Source organism: Pseudocitrobacter sp. CD920760 (assembly GCF_057782505.1).
In genome coordinates, this window is record NZ_CM173490.1 from 3,326,435 (window position 1) to 3,347,395 (window position 20,961).

23 protein-coding genes, 1 riboswitch and 1 other annotated feature are annotated in these 20,961 nt (G+C 55.7%); of the genes, 11 read left to right on the forward strand and 12 right to left on the reverse strand.

Going from position 1 to position 20,961, the window contains the following annotated elements; genetic code table 11:
- Window positions 1-6 precede the first annotated feature (6 nt).
- Both cbiB and AC1MKH_RS15705 read right to left on the reverse strand, forming a co-directional pair.
- On the reverse strand, window positions 7-966 hold the full coding sequence (gene cbiB, locus AC1MKH_RS15700; protein WP_276220431.1) for an adenosylcobinamide-phosphate synthase CbiB: 960 nt from the start codon (window positions 964-966) through the stop codon (window positions 7-9).
- Window positions 963-2,342, reverse strand: coding sequence for a cobyrinic acid a,c-diamide synthase CobB (locus tag AC1MKH_RS15705; protein ID WP_276220432.1), 1,380 nt, complete (start codon window positions 2,340-2,342; stop codon window positions 963-965). The genes cbiB and AC1MKH_RS15705 overlap by 4 nt, the downstream gene beginning before the upstream one ends.
- Before the next feature lie 98 nt (window positions 2,343-2,440).
- Window positions 2,441-2,616, reverse strand: a riboswitch (cobalamin riboswitch).
- 115 nt (window positions 2,617-2,731) lie between these two features.
- Between AC1MKH_RS15705 and AC1MKH_RS15710 the strand changes: the two genes are divergently transcribed.
- On the forward strand, window positions 2,732-3,592 hold the full coding sequence (locus AC1MKH_RS15710) for a GHMP family kinase ATP-binding protein (protein WP_276220433.1): 861 nt from the start codon (window positions 2,732-2,734) through the stop codon (window positions 3,590-3,592).
- Between the two features lie 35 nt (window positions 3,593-3,627).
- On the opposite strand, the gene AC1MKH_RS15715 is transcribed toward AC1MKH_RS15710, so the two are convergent.
- The 4 genes from AC1MKH_RS15715 to dacD form a co-directional block, all read right to left on the reverse strand.
- On the reverse strand, window positions 3,628-3,963 hold the full coding sequence (locus tag AC1MKH_RS15715; RefSeq protein WP_015963878.1) for a DUF496 family protein: 336 nt from the start codon (window positions 3,961-3,963) through the stop codon (window positions 3,628-3,630).
- Window positions 3,964-4,129: 166 nt separating this feature from the next.
- On the reverse strand, window positions 4,130-5,188 hold the full coding sequence (locus tag AC1MKH_RS15720) for an FUSC family protein (RefSeq protein ID WP_231826884.1): 1,059 nt from the start codon (window positions 5,186-5,188) through the stop codon (window positions 4,130-4,132).
- Between the two features lie 90 nt (window positions 5,189-5,278).
- Entirely contained in the window at window positions 5,279-5,752 is a 474-nt protein-coding gene (gene sbmC / locus AC1MKH_RS15725) for a DNA gyrase inhibitor SbmC (protein ID WP_276220434.1), read from the reverse strand.
- 117 nt (window positions 5,753-5,869) lie between these two features.
- Complete coding sequence (gene dacD, locus AC1MKH_RS15730; protein WP_276220435.1) at window positions 5,870-7,036, reverse strand: serine-type D-Ala-D-Ala carboxypeptidase DacD; 1,167 nt, start codon at window positions 7,034-7,036, stop codon at window positions 5,870-5,872.
- Between the two features lie 190 nt (window positions 7,037-7,226).
- Between dacD and sbcB the strand changes: the two genes are divergently transcribed.
- On the forward strand, window positions 7,227-8,651 hold the full coding sequence (gene sbcB / locus AC1MKH_RS15735; protein WP_276220436.1) for an exodeoxyribonuclease I: 1,425 nt from the start codon (window positions 7,227-7,229) through the stop codon (window positions 8,649-8,651).
- Between the two features lie 32 nt (window positions 8,652-8,683).
- On the opposite strand, the gene tsuB is transcribed toward sbcB, so the two are convergent.
- The 6 genes from tsuB to AC1MKH_RS15765 all read right to left on the reverse strand — a co-directional run bounded on the left by tsuB (window position 8,684) and on the right by AC1MKH_RS15765 (window position 13,588).
- Complete coding sequence (gene tsuB, locus AC1MKH_RS15740; RefSeq protein WP_015963873.1) at window positions 8,684-8,911, reverse strand: thiosulfate utilization sulfurtransferase TsuB/YeeD; 228 nt, start codon at window positions 8,909-8,911, stop codon at window positions 8,684-8,686.
- 14 nt (window positions 8,912-8,925) lie between these two features.
- Window positions 8,926-9,981 (reverse strand): thiosulfate utilization transporter TsuA/YeeE, encoded by a 1,056-nt coding sequence (gene tsuA, locus AC1MKH_RS15745; RefSeq protein ID WP_276220437.1) that lies wholly within the window; start codon window positions 9,979-9,981, stop codon window positions 8,926-8,928.
- 186 nt (window positions 9,982-10,167) lie between these two features.
- A complete protein-coding gene (plaP, locus tag AC1MKH_RS15750; RefSeq protein ID WP_015963871.1) occupies window positions 10,168-11,526 on the reverse strand; it encodes a putrescine/proton symporter PlaP in 1,359 nt (452 codons plus the stop codon).
- Window positions 11,516-11,578, reverse strand: a complete 63-nt coding sequence (gene yoeI, locus AC1MKH_RS15755; RefSeq protein WP_108475379.1) for a membrane protein YoeI — start codon at window positions 11,576-11,578, stop codon at window positions 11,516-11,518. The genes plaP and yoeI overlap by 11 nt, the downstream gene beginning before the upstream one ends.
- 230 nt (window positions 11,579-11,808) lie before the next feature.
- Entirely contained in the window at window positions 11,809-12,726 is a 918-nt protein-coding gene (locus AC1MKH_RS15760) for a LysR substrate-binding domain-containing protein (protein ID WP_276220438.1), read from the reverse strand.
- 37 nt (window positions 12,727-12,763) lie between these two features.
- Window positions 12,764-13,588 (reverse strand): SDR family oxidoreductase, encoded by an 825-nt coding sequence (locus tag AC1MKH_RS15765; protein ID WP_276220439.1) that lies wholly within the window; start codon window positions 13,586-13,588, stop codon window positions 12,764-12,766.
- A gap of 178 nt (window positions 13,589-13,766) precedes the next feature.
- Here AC1MKH_RS15765 and hisL point away from each other — a divergent pair, with 178 nt between their 5' ends.
- The 9 genes from hisL to hisIE all read left to right on the forward strand — a co-directional run bounded on the left by hisL (window position 13,767) and on the right by hisIE (window position 20,956).
- Window positions 13,767-13,817: a his operon leader peptide gene (gene hisL, locus AC1MKH_RS15770; RefSeq protein ID WP_113857321.1), complete on the forward strand. Its 51-nt coding sequence runs from the start codon at window positions 13,767-13,769 to the stop codon at window positions 13,815-13,817.
- Window positions 13,793-13,913, forward strand: a sequence feature (His leader region). Its footprint overlaps the gene before it by 25 nt.
- A gap of 33 nt (window positions 13,914-13,946) precedes the next feature.
- Window positions 13,947-14,846 carry an ATP phosphoribosyltransferase gene (gene hisG, locus AC1MKH_RS15775; protein WP_015963868.1) on the forward strand — a complete coding sequence of 300 codons (900 nt, stop codon included), beginning with the start codon at window positions 13,947-13,949 and terminating at the stop codon, window positions 14,844-14,846.
- 5 nt (window positions 14,847-14,851) lie between these two features.
- Window positions 14,852-16,156 carry a histidinol dehydrogenase gene (gene hisD, locus AC1MKH_RS15780; protein ID WP_276220440.1) on the forward strand — a complete coding sequence of 435 codons (1,305 nt, stop codon included), beginning with the start codon at window positions 14,852-14,854 and terminating at the stop codon, window positions 16,154-16,156.
- Window positions 16,153-17,214: a histidinol-phosphate transaminase gene (hisC, locus tag AC1MKH_RS15785; RefSeq protein WP_276220441.1), complete on the forward strand. Its 1,062-nt coding sequence runs from the start codon at window positions 16,153-16,155 to the stop codon at window positions 17,212-17,214. The genes hisD and hisC overlap by 4 nt, the downstream gene beginning before the upstream one ends.
- Complete coding sequence (hisB, locus tag AC1MKH_RS15790) at window positions 17,211-18,278, forward strand: bifunctional histidinol-phosphatase/imidazoleglycerol-phosphate dehydratase HisB (protein WP_276220442.1); 1,068 nt, start codon at window positions 17,211-17,213, stop codon at window positions 18,276-18,278. The genes hisC and hisB overlap by 4 nt, the downstream gene beginning before the upstream one ends.
- On the forward strand, window positions 18,278-18,868 hold the full coding sequence (hisH, locus tag AC1MKH_RS15795; RefSeq protein WP_001572813.1) for an imidazole glycerol phosphate synthase subunit HisH: 591 nt from the start codon (window positions 18,278-18,280) through the stop codon (window positions 18,866-18,868). The genes hisB and hisH overlap by 1 nt, the downstream gene beginning before the upstream one ends.
- The gene (gene hisA / locus AC1MKH_RS15800; protein WP_001572814.1) at window positions 18,868-19,605 is read left to right on the forward strand and encodes a 1-(5-phosphoribosyl)-5-[(5-phosphoribosylamino)methylideneamino]imidazole-4-carboxamide isomerase; all 738 of its coding nucleotides are present in this window, start codon (window positions 18,868-18,870) and stop codon (window positions 19,603-19,605) included. The genes hisH and hisA overlap by 1 nt, the downstream gene beginning before the upstream one ends.
- A complete protein-coding gene (gene hisF, locus AC1MKH_RS15805; protein ID WP_001572815.1) occupies window positions 19,587-20,363 on the forward strand; it encodes an imidazole glycerol phosphate synthase subunit HisF in 777 nt (258 codons plus the stop codon). Before hisA ends, hisF begins: the two co-directional genes overlap by 19 nt.
- Window positions 20,357-20,956, forward strand: a complete 600-nt coding sequence (gene hisIE, locus AC1MKH_RS15810) for a bifunctional phosphoribosyl-AMP cyclohydrolase/phosphoribosyl-ATP diphosphatase HisIE (RefSeq protein WP_276220443.1) — start codon at window positions 20,357-20,359, stop codon at window positions 20,954-20,956. The genes hisF and hisIE overlap by 7 nt, the downstream gene beginning before the upstream one ends.
- Window positions 20,957-20,961 lie beyond the last annotated feature (5 nt).

Consider the following 20,961-nt stretch of genomic DNA (forward strand, 5'->3'; position numbering starts at 1 on the left):
TACTCCTCAGGCCGCGCCCATCACCAGCCACCGGACTGCCATAAACAGCACCAGCGCCAGCGTGGAAGCAACCCACATCAGTCGAATCGTTCGGGAAATATCGTCTACGGCAATGTCGCGTTGCTCGTCACCGATCCACGGCTTCTCAACGCGCTCACCAAAATAGTCATTCGGCCCGCCCAGGCGGATGCCCAACGCCCCGGCGACGGTCGCTTCAGACCATGCGCAGTTGGGGCTGCTGTGGTTATGGCGATCGCGCCAGCCAATGCGGAACGCGGCAGCGGCGTTGTCGCGGCAAAGCAGAGCGGCGGCGCTGAGCAGCAGCCAGCTCAGGCGCGCGGGAATGAAGTTGGCGACGTCGTCCAGCCGGGCGCTCACCATACCAATCGCGCGGTATTTTTCATGTTTGTAGCCGACCATGGAGTCCAGCGTATTCACCGCTTTATAAGCCATCGCCAGCGGCGCACCGCCGAGCAGCAGGAAGAAGAGCGGCGCGATGATTCCGTCGACGCTGTTTTCGGCGACGGTTTCAACCACCGCACGGTTGATTTGCGCAGGTTGAAGTTGCGAGGTATCCCGCCCCACAATCCACGACAGTTTTATCCGGCTTTGTGCTAAATCACCCGCGCGTAGCGGTTGTTCAACGTCGCGGGCCGCATTCGCCAGACAGCGCCCGGCCAGTACCGTGAAGATCATCCAGACCTCCACTGCCCAGCCTAGCCACGGATGTATCGCGTAAGCCAGCGCCAGTACGCCCCAGGCGACAGCCCAGCTCAGACCGACCACCACCAGCCACATCACACCGCCGCCAATCCGCAACGCGCGGTCACTGTGGCAATAGCGGCGCACCGTTTTTTGTACGCGGGTGATAAGGGAGCCTATCCAGCGCACCGGGTGAGGCCAGCTTTGCGGGTCACCAATAAGCAGGTCGAGTATCCAGGCGATACACCAGGCAAGCAGGGTCATTGGGCGCTCCTTGCCGCATTCAACCAATGCGCGAGCATCATCGGGCGCTGGGCGAAATGAATATGCAGATAGCTGGCGAAGGTGTTACCCACCTGCCAGCCACCGGACCAGGTTTGCAGGATTTTCCCGTCGCGTACTTTGCGGCAATCCAGCACTGCCGGCGTTTCCGGCGTGAAATCGGAGTAGTGAAATTCGTGCCCGCGAAGCCATTCCCCCGCCGCCGCCAGCAGCGTATTTTCCCGCGCCTGCGCCTCGCAGTAGCCAAAGCGCGTCAGCCGTTTGCCCATTTTGCTGTGACCGGGAATGATATTCGCCATGAGATGAGTTGTACCCTGCGCATCTTCCAGCGAGCTGCCCAGATACATCAGGCCGCCGCATTCGGCGTAGATAGCCACGCCGCGTGCATGTGCCTTGCGCAACTGATTGAGCATCGGCTGATTTGCCGCCAGCGCCTTCGCGTGGATCTCCGGATACCCGCCGCCGAGCCAGATCATCTGGCATTCCGGTAGCACGTTATCGTGAAGTGGGCTAAAGCGGACGATGTCGACGCCTGCACGTTTAAGCAGCGCAATGTTGTCCGGGTAGTAAAAATTGAAGGCTTCATCATCGGCCAGCGCAAGCGTCAGACGCTCACCTTCGCCCACCGAGGGTATTGGCGGCCATTCGCCCTGCGGCAGGGTTTTCATCTCGCTCAGGGTCAGCAGTTTTTCGATATCGAGCGTGCGTCCCAGCGTGTCGGCAAAATCTTGCCACGGTTGCTGTTCAACAACCGACTCCCGCGCCGTCACCAGCCCGAGATGCCGCTCCGGCAACGCGACGCCCGCCACGGTGGGCACATAACCCATGACCGGCAATGTGCAGTAGCGCTCAATGGCGGATTTGAGAAGCTGGAAATGGCTGTCGCTGTTGACGCGATTGACAATCACGCCAGCGATATTCAGAGAGGGATCGAAGTGCTGAAAACCCAGCACGGTTGCCGCAATCGAGGTTGAGACCGCTTTGCCGTCCACCAGCAAAATGACCGGGCAACCGAGCTGTTTTGCCATCGCAGCGGTGCTGCATTGATTGGGGTCGATACCGAGGCCATCGTACAGCCCCATCACGCCTTCAATCACCGCGATATCGGCATGCTGCATCTGTTCGCTGAACAAGGCGTTCAGCGCAGGCGCGGGGATCATGAAACTGTCGAGATTACGCGACGCCACGCCGGAAATCGCCGTATGCCAGCCGGTGTCGAGGTAATCGGGCCCGACTTTCCACGGCTGCACTCGCCATCCGCGCTGTTTCAGCACATTCAACAAGCCAAGCGTTACCGTGGTTTTACCACAGCCGCTACCGGTGCCTGCCAGAATAAATGCGTGATGCTTTGCCGCCATGCCCTGATCCTGCTCAGGGTGGTAGGGGTACGTCGAGATGCGCGTGTTCCCGGTCTGCCGACCGCACGCTTCTGAGCAACCCACTTCCCACCGAAGTTGTTGAGATGTACCGACAGGCAGGTCTTCTGGCTTAGCGTCGTTCTCGCCCGTCCTTCCCAATCTCACGATCAGTGGTATTTACGGGTTCGTCAGCATTACAGCAGCGGGGGCTGCGAGGGATTTACACCCTCTTCCCTGACACATTACGTGTCTGACCTATCGGCTTAATTACGGAGTCAGTGTAGCGCTCATACTCCGTTGCAATTTTGCGCTAAAACAATCTATTGCGCCGCAGCGGTTTATTCAATTTATAATACCGACCTGGAAAATAGGGCTAATAAGGTGACAGCGTGGCCGTTGCACAATGCCCCGCATCCTGCGGGGAACTGATTCAGGGCTGGATCCAGGGAAGTGAGAAATTAATCTCCTGCCCGGTTGGGCTTTACAGCACCGTGGAAGTTAAAGCCGGTAAACCGGCTGATGATGAACGTCCGCTGACGCGCGCAATGGTCAATCAGTTGCTGGCTCTGTGGGAACTTCCGGCGGAGTGGAGCCAGCAGTTGCGCATTAATCTGCACTCATTCATTCCGGTCGCCAAAGGGATGGCCAGCAGTACGGCAGATATTGCCGCCACCGCTGTCGCCACCGCGCGCTATTTTGATAAAACACTCTCTGAACAGACGCTGGCACAGCTTTGCGTTAACCTTGAGCCCACCGATAGCACGCCTTTTCGCCAGTTGACGCTGTTCGATCATAATCAGGGCCATGCGCAAACCGCCGGTTCGCAACAACCGCAGCTCGATATTCTGGTGCTGGAAAGCCCACATACGCTACAAACCGCAGACTATCACCGCCTCGACAGGCATGCGGCACTGCTTACCGGCGCACCCCAACTGGAGCAAGCCTGGCAAAAAACCCGTCAGGCATGTGAAACAGGCTGTGCCAGCCTGCTGGGGGAAGCCGCGACGCTTAGCGCTATCGCCAGCCAGTTAATTTTACCGAAACCGGGTTTTCAGCGCGTGCTGGATATTGTGGCGCGTTTTTCACTGTATGGCGTGAGCATCGCACACAGCGGAAGCGTGATGGGATTAATGCTCGACAGGACGAAACACGATGTAGATGCCGTGATGGTTGAGCTGGAGAGAAACGAGGGCAATACGTTGTGGCCGAAAAAGTATTTGCTGCCCATGGTGGAAGGCGGCGTCAGATAGCATTCAGGCGGCACGGAGGCCGCCTGATGAAAAAATTACTCAGCTTTCGGCTCAGCAACCTTCTGTTCGCCCATCGCTTTCAGCTTTTTAGAGATGTCGCGACGTTCTTTAGAAATTTCGGCATTTTTGATGATGTAATCATCAACGCGATCTTCGTAATCGCTCTTCATGCTGGCAATGATGCCCTGAATCGCTTCAACGCTCATGCCCGGTTTGATGTAGTCGCTAAGGTTGTCCAGCAGCAGTACGCGCTTCTGGTTGTCACGGATCTTTTTCTCAACGTCCTGAATTTCACGCTGCAGTTTGTTTTTACGACGGAACAGACGAACAAACTCCAGTACATCCTGAAATGAAGGCTTAGTTGTTTCCATTTTTACACCCCTGATATTTGAGACTCGGATTCGTAAATACAACGACTATAAGACTATATATACGTATAGGCGCTGCTAATGACAATGGTTTTTACCTGTCCCTCATCATAACCCTAAACGCTGCTGAATCGAAACAACCCAAGGTCAAAGGTGTTGCATTCGTCGCTTATTTACGCAGCGCACGGCAGATAAGCAGGGATAATAGCTCAAGCTGACGCGCCAGCTCCATGCTTAGCCAAACGTAGCCATGAATGGGCGTTTCCACCAAATGAGTGCTTTTATGCTCTGTCAGCAACTGGCGTAGCTCATCGACGATCTCGTTGAGTTTTTCCGTGTTCGCTTTAACCGGCTGGGGGTTACCCTCGTACAGCGCGTGGGCGATGGTTAAGAGCGTTTGCTGCGTCATCTGCTGCGTTTCGCGCAGCGTATGGGCGTTAAGCATTAAAAAGTGGCTTTCGCGAGACGCCCAGTGCGCGTTGATTTGCAGCTCGAGCATGCAAACGAGGTTGCGGCTCACGGTCTGAATACCTTCAAATACCGATTTCTGGATATGTGTTTCTTTGCTGGCAGGTGTAATCAGCCCACGGATTTTCACCACATCGTTGAGCACCGTTTGCAGGTGCTTTTCCAGATGCGGCCGCTCCACCAGGTTGGGTGAAAACCCGGCCTGATAGAGACGATTAAACTGGGTCACAAATGTCGCCATCTGGATGCGCCAGTGGATAAACGCCCGCTGCGGCCAGACGCCAGTGAAAAGCATCGCCAGCAGCGAACCGAAGATAACGTCGCCGCTTCGCCACAATGCAGTGTGCAGGTCTCCCGGCGGCGCGCCGACGACCACGCCCAGCGTAATGCCAATCAACAGTGCCTGATAGGGCCGTTTCCCGAGCGTCAGCCAGCCGCACAGGAACATTGCCCCGGCGCACCACATCAGCATCAGCGGTAAAGAAATGAGTTCAAGCTTAAGCGCAATCAAACCCAGCGCCGAGCCGAGGATAGTGCCGCCAATACGCTGGAAGGCGCGCGGCACCACGTTTCCCCAGAACGAGATGGGCCCCATGATAACCACGAGAGTAATCAGCGGCCACGACCCTTCCGGAATGTCAAAAATACGTACAATCAGAAAGGCCAGCACAAATGCCAGGGCGATACGAATGCCGTGCACCACACGATAATTGCGGTATAGCCGAATTTCAAAAGGACTGAGTGACTTATCAGGACGCAAACCGGTTCTCCGGCAGAACGAAAGAGCGCAATTGTACCTGCTTTTGCCCGGCTCGCATCATGGGGCGAAAAAAATCTTTCACCTTCATTTTCAGGCCGCGTTTCGCGCCACCGCAACGTACATCTCAATATCCCAGTAGCCGTCCTGATTGCCGTCGTTGAGATAGCGTTCGAAGCAGGGCTTGCCATCAATGTGATACGCATTGTCTTTCAGCAACGCGTCAAAGAATTGCAGCCACGGCGTGGAAAAATCATGCTCAACCACCCGGGCGCTGGCAACCGCGTACTCGCCGCCATCAATATGGGTGAGGATGACGCCCTCGCTATTGGGCGGCAATGTGAAGTCGTCAGCCACCGTCACTACCGTATTGCAGCGCAGTTTTTCAGGCGGCACTTCATCGGGGTTATCAAAATAGACCGCTATCCACTCCTTCGCCGGAATTGACTGGCCGTCTACCCACATCATCAGTTGCTCAAAACCTTGCTTAACGGTGTCTTCCCACGGGCCAACCATATGGAAACCGGCGACGGTACGGGCATGAACATGTTCGATACTGTAGTGCATAGATCCCCCTGAGACGGAATTTACTGTATATAGATACAGTAAAATATAGCAGTGCCTTACCTGATAGTATGTGCACTGCTTCACATTGTCGCCAGGGGAATGACGGTGATGTCAGCGTTACGCTTTGTGATGGAAATAGTCGCTCAGGCGCGAGAACATCCCGCCCTTTTTGACGCTTTCCAGCGTGACCAACGGCCAGTGGGCGACGATCTTATCGCGGTCGTAAAGCTGAATTTCCCCCACGCGCTGATGCGCGGCGATAGGCGCTTCCAGCTCTTTGCCGTCCAGCACGTATTTCGCCTTAATGTTGGGAATTTCCTTCTTCGGCAGCGCCAGCCAGAAATCCTGATCGGTGCCGAGCTCAATCGTCTCTTTATCACCGTACCAGATGCGTTCAGTGCCCACTTTTTTACCGTTTTGCAGCACCTGCACGGTGTCGAAATTCTGTTGTCCCCAGTGCAGCAACGTGCGCGCCTGTTCTTCACGCCCTTTCGGGCTATCTGCGCCCATGACCACCGCAATCAGCCGGCGTTTGCCGTCTACCGCCGAGGCGATCAGGTTAAAGCCCGCGCCGGAGGTATGCCCGGTTTTCAGGCCATCAACGTTCATGGTTTTATCCCACAGCAGCCCGTTACGGTTCTGCTGCGTGATACCATTCCACGTCAGGCTTTTCTCGCTGTACATGTGATAAAAATCAGGCTCGCCGTGAATGATCGCACGTGACAATACGGCAAGATCGTAAGCAGAACTGTGCTGCCCTGGCGCATCCAGGCCGTGAACCGTTTCAAAATGGGTATCGCGAAGTTTCAGCGTTTCCACATAATGATTCATCATGGCGACGAACTGCGGCTGGCCTCCGGCGATATAATCCGCCAGCGCGACGCAGGCGTCGTTCCCGGAATCGACAATCAGGCCACGACTCAGATCGTGCACGCTGACGCGATCGCCCTCTTTCAGGAACATCAGCGACGAACCATCAAATACCGGATTACCTTTCGCCCAAGCATCACGGCCCACGGTGACGATGTCATCCGGCGTAATGCGGTGGCTGTCGATGGCGCGATCCACCACATAACCGGTCATCAGTTTGGTGAGACTCGCCGGATTGCGCTGCTGGTGCTCATTTCCAGCGGTCAAAATTTGTCCGGTGGTATAATCCATTAATACCCAGGAACCGGCTTTAATCGCCGGCGGCGTGACGGGAGGAACCGCGCTGTCAGTAGCAAAGGCGCAAGAAATACTCGAAGCGAGCAAAGATACAGCAATAAACAAACGGGCTTTCAACAGCAAATCCTCAGCAATTTCAAAATCGTCGTCCTTTTTACGGAATCTCCCACTTTCATACAGCCATTAATTGCAAGAAAATATGACATAACCTGAATCGGCCTCGAAAAACCGCCCTTCTGATGGCCCTGTAAATCGTTTACCATGGTGTTAATTCGCCCGCTCGCTTATCAGGGATTACGTTAAGACCATGCAAGAACCTGCCAACACCCCCGGATTCCTTTTCCACGATTACGAAACCTTCGGCACCAGCCCGTCGCTGGATCGCCCGGCTCAGTTTGCCGCCATTCGTACCGATAACGATTTTACTATCGTCGGGGAGCCCGAGGTCTTTTACTGTAAACCGGCAGACGACTATCTGCCGCAGCCGGAAGCGGTGCTCATTACGGGCATTACCCCACAGGAAGCGCGCGCGAAGGGCGATAACGAAGCTGCGTTCGCTCGCCGCATTCACGATCTGTTCACCGTCCCAAATACCTGCGTGTTGGGCTATAACAATGTACGGTTCGATGATGAAGTCACGCGTAATATCTTTTACCGCAACTTCTACGATCCTTACGCCTGGAGCTGGCAAAACCATAACTCGCGCTGGGATCTGCTGGACGTAATGCGCGCCTGTTACGCCCTGCGCCCGGAAGGGATCAACTGGCCAGAGAACGCAGACGGCCTGCCGAGCTTCCGCCTGGAACATCTGACCAAAGCCAACGGTATCGAACACAGCAACGCTCACGACGCGATGGCCGATGTGTATGCCACCATCGCCATGGCGAAACTGGTGAAAACCCAGCAGCCGAAGCTGTTTGACTATTTATATGCCTATCGCAGCAAGCAAAAACTGACCACACTGATTGACGTGCCACAGATGAAACCGCTGGTGCATGTGTCGGGGATGTTTGGCGCCTGGCGCGGTAATACCAGTTGGATTGCCCCGCTGGCCTGGCATCCGGACAACCGCAATGCGGTGATCATGGTGGATCTGGCCGGCGATATCTCTCCGCTGCTGGATCTGGACGCCGATACTCTGCGTGAACGCCTCTACACGCCGAAAGCCGAGCTGGGTGATACCTCACCGGTTCCGGTGAAACTGGTGCATCTGAATAAATGCCCGGTGCTGGCCGTCGCGAATACCCTGCGCCCGGAAGATGCTGAACGCCTGGGCATTAACCGCCAGCACTGTCTGGATAATCTTAAAGTGCTGCGCGAAAACCCGCAGGTGCGCGAAAAAGTGGTGGCAATCTTCGCCGAAGCCGAGCCGTTCGTGCCCTCACCGAATGTCGATGCGCAACTTTATAACGGCTTCTTCAGCGATGCCGATCGGGCCGCGATGAAAATTGTGCTGGAAACCGAGCCGCGCAACCTGCCCGCGCTGGACCTTACCTTTGCCGATGCGCGCATAGAGAAACTGCTGTTTAACTATCGGGCGCGTAATTTCCCCGGTTCGCTGGATGAGCAAGAGCAAATGCGCTGGTTAGAGCATCGCCGCGATGTCTTTACGCCGGAATTTTTGCAGGCCTATATGCAGCAACTGGAAGCGCTTTACGCGCAGTATGAAGGGAACAGTGAGAAACTGGCGCTGCTGAAAGCGCTTTATCAGTACGCGCAGGAAATTGTTTAACGAAACGCCCCGCACTTGCGGGGCGCACTCTATCAGGCTTTCTGAACGGTGATGCTCCAGGCGGCATCGCCCGCCTGCTGGAAATCAGTCACGGTGTGCCCCTCTTCCGCCGCCCACTGAGGAATCGCTTCCGTCGCCTGGGTGCAGTCGAATTCAATCACCAGCTGGTCGCCGCTGGCCATTTCTGCCATTGCTGCTTTTGCTTCAATCAATGGGAACGGGCACACCTGGGTGACCACATCGAGTTTTTTTACCGTCATCTTTTTTACTCCTGTTATGCCGTAGCGGTTTTCAGCTTCGCTTTACGCTGCGGACGCACATACAACATCCACGACGCGGTCCACACGCCGAGGATCATAAATACCAGGCCAATCCAGCCCTGCCAGGTCATCATCGCGGTCATCACCAGGCCGTTACCGATCGAGCAACCGCCCGCAATGCTGGCGCCGAAGCCCATCAGTACGCCGCCGGAGGCACTGCGCAGCGTGGTGCTGGCATCGGCGGCACGCACGCGGAACTCGCGGCTACCTTTGGCTGCGATAAAGGAACCGAGGAAAATACCCAGCACCAGGAAAACGCCCCAGTTAACGTATTTGCTTTCACCAGAAACGAGGAATTGCAGAATGTTGGCGGTCGGCGAGGTGATGCCCAAACCGAACATACGCCCGGTGGCTTCGCTCAGCGGCCATGCCAGCAAAGCAATAAACCCAATCAATACGGCGGTGACAAACGGATGCCAGCGTTTTTCAAACAACAAATGCGCCAGCCCCGTACGGCGTGACGGCAGTGACGCAACCTTCAGCTTCGGCTTGCGTAACTCTTTGCTGACCAGCCAGAGGGTGGCGATCAGCAGCACCGCAATCAGCGGCCAGACGGAGATATTAAGGGTTTCCGCAATGCCGTTATGCGCAGTGGTGTGCTGCCCCAGAAACGCGTTCAGACCGGCTGCGTGCGGCGAGCGCATCACCGCGCTCATCACCATATAGGTGACCAGCGCAATCCAGCTGCCAATCAGCCCTTCCCCGGCGCGATACCAGGTTCCGGTCGCACAGCCGCCCGCATAGACGATACCAATACCAAAGACAAAACCGCCCACCACGGTGCCGAGCCACGGGAACGCGCCCGCGTCATACTGCACCAGCCCGGTTTGAATCAGCGCGAAGACGCCAAGGCTTTGTACCGAAATGGCAATCAGTAAGGCATAAAACATGCGATTGTTTTTCGCGATATACATATCGCGGAAACCGCCGGTCAGGCAGAAGCGACCACGCTGCATCACAAACCCCAGCAACGCGCCACAAATTATTCCGCTCACGATCATCTGCAACATAAAAATTAATCAACCTGGAAAATATCAGTGCGTAAATTATTCCAGTCACACCTGCCAGGAACCAATAACCAAAACCTCTATGATATTCCGTTTGGTTATTTATCGATTATTTTTAGAAACCGCGTGAAATTAGGGCATAAAAAAACCGGAGGCATTTAGCCTCCGGTTTTCAGCGAATCTTAAAGATTACGCAACGTCTTCATACTGCGGAACCGGGTTGCGGAAGCTTTTGGTCACGCACGCCAGGTAGATCAGGCCGATAGCCGCCCAAATCAGCCCCAGAACCATTGAGCTCTCTTCCAGGTTAACCCACAGAGCGCCAACGGTCAGCGCGCCACAGATTGGCAGGAACAGATACTGGAAGTGGTCTTTCAGCGTTTTGTTACGTTTCTCGCGGATCCAGAACTGTGAAATCACGGACAGGTTCACGAAGGTGAACGCCACCAGCGCACCAAAGTTAATCAGCGCCGTTGCCATGACCAGGTCGAAGTTGATTGCCAGCAGAGCAATCGCGCCCACCAGGATGATGTTCATCGCCGGAGTACGCCATTTCGGGTGTACATAACCGAAGAAGCTTTTCGGGAACACGCCGTCACGACCCATAACGTACATCAGACGCGCAACGCCTGCGTGCGCCGCCATACCGGACGCCAGAACGGTAATGGTGGAGAAGATCAGTGCGCCAACCTGGAACGCTTTACCTGCTACGTACAGCATGATTTCAGGCTGTGACGCATCCGGATCTTTAAAGCGAGAGATATCCGGGAAGTAAAGCTGCAGGAAATAGGTGGAGAAGATGAAGATCAGGCCACCGATCAGCGCAGTCAGGAAAATCGCTCGCGGAATCACACGCTCAGCGTCTTTCGTCTCTTCAGACAGGTTGCTGATGCCGTCAAAGCCGGTAAACGAGAAGCACAGAATCGTTGCCCCGGTAATCATCGGGATCACGTGCGCATCGCCAGACCAGAACGGACGCGTGCTGGTCAGCGTACCCGCGCCTTCACCGTGGAACAGACCATAAATGATCATGCTCAGGATAACGGCAATCAGCACCACCTGGAACACCACGATAACGGTGTTGAAGTTGGCGACAGATTTAATGCTGCGCAGGTTAAAGGCGGTCATGAAGGCCACCAGCGCAATCACGAATACCCACGACGGGATAGACGGCACCAGTGCTTCAAAATAGATTTTCGCCAGAAGGATGTTGATCATCGGTGCGAACAGATAGTCGAGCAGCGACGACCAGCCCACCATAAAGCCTACGGTCGGGCTGATGGATTTCTGGGCGTAAGTATAGGCAGAACCCGCAGACGGGTAGCGACGTACCAGCTTGCCATAGCTCAGCGCGGTGAACAGAATCGCCACCAGTGCAAAGCCGTAGGCAGTCGGCACATGACCGTCTGTCAGACCAGATACGATACCGAACGTATCAAACAGCGTCATTGGCTGCATATAGGCAAGGCCCATCATGACAACCGGAATCAACGTAAGCGTTTTACGTAATTCCACGCGAGAGGTGTTTGGAGTAGCGTTATGCGACATGGTTATTCTCCTTACGGGTGAAAACCGTCGCAAAAACAAAAAATTGCCCCATTTTTTTGATTTCCTCAGCGACAACAACTGTCGTTTTTTAAGTAAGTATCTATCCGGTACGAAGCCCGGCCTCTTTTATTGAATGATTTGTTTGATGCAAAAAAATAACCGACGCGTATTAAAACGTCGGTTAGTCTCATATTTTGCAAGCGGCACATTCTGCATCAAATTGACATAAAAATACAAGAGAATGTGAAGCCGATCGGCCAACTTCGCTATCTAACCGATTGATTATTCAACAGCGGTCGAATTATAGACCGCAGCTATAGCACTATTTGCTAAAACAGCATCCCGCCACCATGCACTGGCGAGCCCGGAGGTCTGTTCATTCCAGCCAATCCAGACCGGTTCAAAGAGGATATGGGCAACGACAGATTTTTCAACCAGCGCCCCACTTTCGAGGAAGCGTTGCGCGAGATATCGGGGTACATAACCACACCCTAACCCACTGATTTGTAACTCAAGTTTGGTTTTGAAATCGAAGACCGTGATCGCTTGCTGATCGTCAAGAAGTTGCTGAAATGTGGCGCATTCTGGAGAGGTGTTATCACCGACAACAATCGCGCGAAAACGCTTAATGGTGCGACGTGATAAAGGCTCTGGCATTTGCGCCAGCGGATGATGCGCCGCGACGACAAAAATCTGCTCCAGTTGACCAAGCGGCAGAAAGCCAAAACCACTCTGCGGCGGCGGTTCACGTAATGCGCCGACGATAATATCCGCGTTGCCTTGAATTAATGCCTGCCATGAACCACCCAGTACGCCATTAATAAATTTCAGCCGGGTAACACTGTGATGTTGATAAAAGGTTTCAATTAATGGCGCCAGCAGTGAAAAAGGAAATGTATCATCCACGCCAATCACCAGTTCATTTTCCCACCCTTCATGCAGTTTAACCGCCTGCTGCTCCAGCTCGCGCACCGTGTGCAGCACTTCCCTGCCTTTTTCCAGCAGCATCTGTCCGGTGCGGGTGAACGTCGCCCGGTGGCCACTGCGGTCGAGAAGTTGAATATTGAGGTCGCTTTCCAGCTTATGAACGGTGTAACTGAGGGCTGACGGCGTTTTGTAGAGCTTTGCCGACGCCGCGGCAAAGCTCCCTTCTTTATCTAATGCATCAAGAATAATCAGCACATCGAGCAAAGGCTTCATTGTCGTCCCCTTGCATCAGGCTGAACGCCGAGGTGGGTTATTCCATCGGCATTAACAGCGGATCAGGATGCTGGTATTCGAAACCCAGCTCATGGCAAATACGGTTGCCATCAATAAGTTTGCCCGTGCCGCTGCCCGCATGCTGCGAAAACACCGGCGTCTCCAGACCCAGCTCGCGCGCCATTTGCGGATAAAAAATTTCGCGGGCCGGATGGAGGGGCGCACATATATTATAGATATGTCCACCTTTCGGAGCCTGCAATAGCAGCGTAATCGCTGAAATCACATCCTCCAGATGCACCAGATTCACGCCATGCTGGCCGTCCGGCGCGGATTTCCCGGCGAAGAATCGGCCAGGATGACGCCCCGGCCCCACCAGCCCCGCCAGACGCAAAATATCAACAGACGTCCCCGGCAGATGATGCAGCCAGTCTTCCAGCTCTTTCAGGACCTTGCCGCTCGATGTGACGGGGTCGCGCGGCGAACTCTCTTTAATCGTCCCCTGCGCGTTACCGTACACCGAGGTTGAGCTGGTAAAAATAATGCGCGGGATATGACGCGCGAGCGCGGTATCCACTATCTCCTGCACCGCCTGGCGATAAAAATCCTCACCCTCGCCGCTGCGACGCGCCGGTAAGGTAATGACCAGTGCGTCAACATTCATCAGCGCGTCTAAATCTTCCGCTTCGCAAACCAGTTGCGGTTCAAGGCGTAACGGGTAGCTGTCAATCCCGCACATCCGCGCCGCTTCCACCCCATCCTGCGTCGTTTTGCTGCCGGTAACCTGCCACCCACGCGCCGTCAGCGCCAGCGCCAGCGGCATGCCCAACCAACCTAATCCGACAATCGCGACCTTTTTCATGCCTGCTCTCCTGGTTTCTGGCTATCCTTCTTCTATAAGGCTACGCCAGCCTGCGGGAACTGACAATTTATAGTGTGAATATGAAATGATTTAAAGATTGAAAAAACCCCTTGCCTTCAACGGTAAAAGTGGGCTAGGTTAAAAGACATCAAGTGAATACTCATTCAACGAGAAATTAATTATGTGCGTTCAATTTAAACACCACCATCATCACCATCATCCTGACTAGTCTTTCAGGCGATGTGTGCTGGGAGACGTCTAGATCTTCCAGTGGTGCATGAACGCAAGAGAGCCCCCGGAAGATTTCTTCCGGGGGCTTTTTTTTGAACTAAATTCAGCAGGGTAAGAGGAAATCAGAATGTTAGATAACAGCCGTTTACGCATAGCTATGCAGAAATCAGGTCGCCTGAGCGATGATTCACGCGAATTACTCGCCCGTTGCGGCATTAAAATCAATCTCCACACCCAGCGCCTGATCGCGATGGCGGAGAACATGCCTATCGATATTCTGCGCGTGCGTGACGACGATATTCCGGGGCTGATTATGGATGGCGTGGTGGACCTCGGCATCATCGGCGAAAACGTGCTGGAAGAAGAGCTGCTGAGCCGCCGCGCGCAGGGCGAAGATCCGCGCTACTACACCCTGCGTCGTCTTGATTTCGGCGGCTGTCGTCTGTCGCTGGCTACCGCCGTGGACGAAGCCTGGGACGGCCCTGCCGGTCTGGACGGCAAACGTATCGCCACCTCTTATCCGCACCTGCTCAAACGTTATCTCGACCAGAAAGGTATTGCGTTTAAATCGTGCCTGCTGAACGGTTCCGTTGAAGTCGCCCCGCGTGCTGGCCTCGCCGATGCGATTTGTGACCTGGTCTCCACCGGCGCAACGCTTGAAGCCAACGGCCTGCGTGAAGTGGAAGTGATTTACCGCTCCAAAGCCTGTCTCATCCAGCGCGATGGCGAGATGAGCGAAGCCAAACAACAGCTGATTGACCGCCTGCTGACCCGTATTCAGGGCGTGATTCAGGCACGCGAATCGAAATACATCATGATGCACGCCCCAACCGAACGTCTGGATGAAGTGATCGCCCTGCTGCCGGGTGCCGAACGCCCAACCATTCTGCCGCTGGCGGGGGACCAACAGCGCGTGGCGATGCACATGGTGAGCAGCGAAACCCTGTTCTGGGAAACAATGGAAAAACTGAAAGCGCTGGGTGCCAGCTCGATTCTGGTGCTGCCAATTGAGAAGATGATGGAGTAACGACCATGAGCTTTAACACCCTGATCGACTGGAATGGTTGTAATAAGGAAGAGCAGCAGGCGCTGCTGATGCGCCCGGCAATTTCGGCTTCCGACAGCATTACGCGCACCGTCGCGGAGATCCTGGATAACGTTAAGCAAAACGGCGACCGTGCCCTGCGCGAATACAGCGCGAAGTTTGATAAAACCGAAGTGACGGCGCTGAGAGTCACCGAAGAGGAAATAGCCCAGGCCAGCAGCCGCCTGAGCGATGAACTGAAAGCCGCGATGAACGTCGCGGTAAAAAATATCGATACCTTCCACACCGCGCAAATTCTGCCAGGTGTGGATATCGAAACCCAGCCGGGCGTGCGCTGTCAGCAGGTTACGCGCCCTATCGCCTCGGTGGGCCTTTATATTCCGGGCGGCTCCGCGCCGCTTTTCTCCACCGTATTAATGCTGGCGACACCGGCGCGTATCGCCGGTTGCCAGAAAGTGGTGCTCTGTTCTCCGCCGCCGATTGCTGATGAAATTCTTTATGCCGCACAGCTATGCGGCGTGAAAGAGGTGTTTAAAGTGGGTGGTGCGCAGGCCATCGCCGCGCTCGCGCTCGGCACCGAATCGATTCCGAAGGTGGATAAAATCTTTGGGCCGGGCAACGCTTTTGTGACTGAAGCCAAACGCCAGGTTAGCCAGCGCCTTGATGGTGCAGCGATCGATATGCCTGCTGGCCCGTCCGAAGTGCTGGTGATTGCCGACAGCGGCGCGACGCCGGACTTTATCGCCGCCGATCTTCTTTCGCAGGCGGAACACGGCCCGGATTCGCAGGTGATCCTGCTGACGCCGGATGCCGACATCGCGCGTGGCGTGGCGGAAGCCGTGGAATGTCAGCTTACGGAGTTATCCCGTGCCGACACCGCGCGTCAGGCGCTTTCTGCCAGCCGTTTGATTATCGCTCGCGACATCGCTCAGTGCGTGGAGATTTCCAACGCCTACGGCCCGGAGCACCTGATCATTCAGACCCGCAACGCCCGTGACCTGGTGGACAATATCACCAGCGCAGGCTCCGTTTTCCTCGGCGACTGGTCGCCGGAATCGGCAGGCGATTACGCCTCCGGCACGAACCATGTGCTGCCGACGTACGGTTACACTGCAACCTGCTCCAGCCTGGGGCTGGCGGATTTCCAGAAACGCATGACCGTGCAGGAGCTCTCCCGCGACGGTTTTGCGTCTCTCGCCGCCACCATTGAAACGCTGGCCGCAGCCGAACTGCTGACCGCCCACAAAAATGCCGTCACCCTGCGCGTAAACGCCCTGAAGGAGCAAGCATGAGCATTGAAGAATTAGCCCGCGAGAATGTGCGTAATCTGACGCCATACCAGTCCGCTCGCCGCCTGGGCGGCAAAGGCGATGTCTGGCTCAATGCCAACGAGTTCCCGACGCCGGTCGAATTTCAGCTTACCGCGCAAACGCTGAACCGCTACCCGGAATGTCAGCCTAAAGCGGTGATTGAAAACTACGCCGCCTATGCGGGCGTAAAGCCGGAACAAGTGCTGGTCAGCCGTGGCGCAGATGAAGGCATCGAACTGCTGGTGCGCGCGTTTTGTGAACCGGGTAAAGATGCAATTCTTTACTGCCCGCCGACTTACGGCATGTACAGCGTGAGCGCGGAAACCATCGGCGTAGAGTGCCGCACCGTTCCGACGCTGGAAAACTGGCAGCTCGATCTCCCCGCCATCGCTGACAAGCTCGACGGCGTGAAAGTGGTTTACGTATGCAGCCCGAACAACCCAACCGGGCAGCTGATTAACCCGGAGGATTTCCGCACGCTGCTGGAGATGACGCGCGGCAAAGCGCTGGTGGTTGCCGATGAAGCCTACATTGAGTTTTGTCCGCAGGCGACGCTGGCGGGCTGGCTGAACGAATACCCGAATCTGGTGATCCTGCGCACGCTCTCCAAAGCCTTTGCGCTCGCCGGTCTTCGTTGTGGTTTTACCCTGGCGAACGAAGATGTTATCGCCCTTCTGTTGAAAGTGATTGCCCCTTATCCGCTCTCCACGCCGGTTGCTGATATTGCCGCGCAGGCGCTGGCGCCGCAGGGCATCACCGCGATGCGCGAACGCGTGGCGCAAATTCTGGCCGAGCGTCAATACCTGGTGGCGAACCTTGAGGGTATTCCGTGCGTGGAGCAGGTCTTCGACTCTGAAACCAATTACATTCTTGTGCGTATTAAAGCTTCCAGCGCGGTGTTTAAATCTTTGTGGGATCAGGGCATTATCTTACGAGACCAGAATAAACAACCTTCTTTAAGCGGCTGTTTGCGTATCACCATCGGCACCCGCGAAGAGAGCCAGCGCGTTATTGACGCTTTGAATGCGGAGAATGTATGACCCAGAAGTTTCTCTTTATTGACCGCGACGGCACCCTGATTGCAGAGCCGCCAAGCGATTTCCAGGTTGACCGTTTCGAGAAGCTGGAATTTGAACCGGACGTTATTCCGACGCTGCTGACCCTGCAAAAAGCAGGTTATAAGCTGGTGATGGTCACCAATCAGGATGGGCTGGGCACAGATAGCTATCCGCAGGCTGACTTCGATGGCCCACATAATCTGATGATGCAGATTTTCACCTCGCAGGGCGTTAACTTCGAAGACGTGCTGATTTGCCCACACTTCCCGGCGGATAACTGCGACTGCCGCAAACCGAAAACAAAGCTGGTCACCGCCTGGCTGGCCGAAGGCGTGATGGATAAAGCCAACAGTTACGTAATTGGCGATCGCGCCACCGATATCCAGTTGGCAGAAAACATGGATATCATCGGCCTGCGCTATAACCGCGAAACGCTGAACTGGGCGACGATTGGCGAGCAACTCACCCGCCGCGACCGCTACGCGCACGTTGAGCGTAAAACCAAAGAAACGCAGATCGACGTCAAAGTATGGCTGGACCGTGAAGGCGGCAGCAAAATCAGCACCGGCGTCGGTTTCTTCGACCACATGCTGGACCAAATCGCCACCCACGGCGGCTTCCGCATGGAGATTGCCGTGCAGGGCGACCTGTACATCGACGATCACCACACGGTGGAAGATACCGGGCTGGCGCTGGGCGAAGCATTAAAAATGGCGCTCGGCGACAAACGTGGCATCAACCGTTTCGGCTTTGTACTGCCGATGGACGAATGCCTGGCACGCTGCGCGCTGGATATCTCCGGGCGTCCGCACCTCGAATATAAAGCCGAATACACCTATCAGCGCGTCGGCGATCTGAGCACCGAGATGATCGAGCACTTCTTCCGCTCGCTCTCCTACACCATGGGCGTGACGCTGCACCTGAAAACCAAAGGCAAAAACGATCACCACCGCGTGGAGAGCCTGTTCAAAGTCTTTGGTCGCACCCTGCGCCAGGCGATCCGCGTGGAAGGCGATACCCTTCCCTCCTCAAAAGGAGTGCTGTGATGAACGTCGTTATCCTCGATACCGGCTGCGCCAACCTGAACTCGGTGAAGTCCGCTATCAGCCGCCACGGTTACGATCCGGTCGTGAGCCGTGACCCGGACGTGGTACTGCGCGCCGACAAACTGTTTCTGCCGGGCGTCGGCACCGCGCAGGCGGCGATGGACCAGATTCGCGAACGTGAGCTGGTCGAGCTGATTAAAGCCTGCACCCAACCGGTGCTGGGCATTTGCCTCGGGATGCAAATCCTCGGCAGTCGCAGCGCAGAAAGCAACGGCGTCGATCTGCTGGGCATTATCGACCAGGAAGTGCCGAAAATGACCGACTTCGGCCTGCCCTTGCCACACATGGGCTGGAACCGCGTCTACCCAAAAGCGGGCGACCGACTGTTCCGGGGTATCGAAGATGGCGCGTACTTCTATTTCGTCCACAGCTACGCCATGCCGGTGAACCCGTACACCATCGCGCAATGTCATTACGGCGAACCGTTCACCGCAGCGGTGCAGAAAGATAACTTTTACGGCGTGCAGTTCCACCCGGAACGTTCGGGTGCGGCCGGGGCGCAACTGCTGAAAAACTTCCTGGAGATGTAATGATCATTCCAGCTTTAGATTTAATTAATGGCACGGTAGTGCGTTTGCATCAGGGCGATTACGCCCAACAGCGCGACTACGGTAACGACCCGCTACCGCGTTTGCAAGATTACGCCGCTCAGGGCGCACAGGTGCTGCACCTGGTCGATTTAACCGGCGCGAAAGACCCGGCGCTGCGCCAGATCCCATTGCTGAAACAGCTGGTTGCGGGCGTGAACGTGCCGGTACAGGTTGGCGGCGGCGTGCGTACAGAAGAAGATGTTGCCGCATTGCTGGAAGCCGGTGTTGAACGCGTGGTCGTCGGATCGACGGCGGTAAAATCCCCGGACATCGTCAAAGGCTGGTTTACCCGCTTTGGCGCGGAGCACCTGGTGCTGGCGCTGGACGTGCGCATCGACGAACAAGGTACGAAGCAAGTCGCGGTTAGCGGCTGGCAGGAAAACTCCGGCGTCACGCTGGAAGAACTGGTTGAAACCTATCTGCCGGTTGGCCTGCAACACGTACTGTGCACCGATATTTCGCGCGACGGCACGCTGGCGGGCTCTAACGTCTCGCTGTATGAAGAAGTCTGCTCCCGCTACCCGCAGGTGGCATTTCAGTCTTCCGGCGGCATTGGCTCGCTGGCTGACATCGCCGCCCTGCGCGGCACCGGCGTGCGCGGCGTGATTGTCGGCCGCGCGCTGCTGGAAGATAAATTCACCGTAACGGAGGCCATCCAATGCTGGCAAAACGGATAATCCCCTGCCTGGACGTGCGTGATGGTCAGGTGGTCAAGGGCGTGCAGTTCCGCAATCACGAAATCATCGGCGACATCGTCCCGCTGGCAAAACGCTACGCCGACGAAGGCGCGGACGAATTAGTGTTTTACGATATCACCGCCTCCAGCGATGGTCGCGTGGTCGATAAAAGTTGGGTTTCCCGCGTCGCGGAAGTCATCGATATTCCCTTCTGCGTGGCCGGTGGCATCAAATCCATCGACGACGCGGCGAAGATCCTCTCCTTCGGCGCGGACAAAATTTCCATCAACTCCCCGGCGCTGGCCGACCCGGAGCTGATCACCCGCCTGGCGGATCGCTTTGGCGTGCAGTGCATCGTGGTCGGGATCGACACCTGGTTTGACGCCGACAGCGGCAAATATCACGTCAATCAATACACTGGCGACGAAAGCCGCACCCGCGTCACCCAATGGGAAACCCTCGACTGGGTGCAGGAAGTACAAAAACGCGGTGCGGGTGAAATCGTCCTCAACATGATGAACCAGGACGGCGTGCGTAATGGCTACGACCTGGAACAACTGAAAAAAGTGCGTGAAGTCTGCCACGTTCCGCTGATTGCCTCGGGCGGCGCGGGCACAATGGAACACTTTCTCGAAGCCTTCCGCGATGCGGATGTCGATGGTGCGCTGGCCGCCTCGGTATTCCACAAGCAAATTATTAATATTGGTGAATTAAAAGCGTACCTGGCCGCACAGGGCGTGGAGATACGGGTATGTTAACTGAACAACTGGACTGGGAAAAAACCGACGGACTGATGCCCGCCATCGTACAACACGCGGTCTCCGGCGAAGTATTAATGCTGGGCTATATGAATAAAGAGGCGCTGGCGCAAACCCAGTCGTCCGGAAAAGTGACGTTTTACTCCCGCACAAAAGAACGCCTGTGGACCAAAGGCGAAACCTCCGGCCATTTCCTGAACGTGGTGAGCATCACGCCCGACTGCGACAACGACACGCTGCTGGTGCTGGTCAACCCGATTGGCCCAACCTGCCACAAAGGCACCTCCAGCTGTTTCGGCGACGCCAGCCACCAGTGGCTGTTTTTGTATCAACTGGAGCAACTGCTGGCCGAGCGTAAAACGGCTGACCCGGAAAGCTCTTACACCGCGCGCCTGTATGCCAGTGGCACCAAGCGTATCGCGCAGAAAGTGGGTGAAGAAGGCGTAGAAACTGCGCTGGCAGCAACGGTGAAAGACCGCTTTGAGCTGACCAATGAAGCTTCTGATCTGATGTATCACCTGCTGGTGCTGTTGCAGGATCAGGAACTGGATTTAACCACTGTGATTGAGAACCTGCGAAAACGTCATCAGTAAATTTT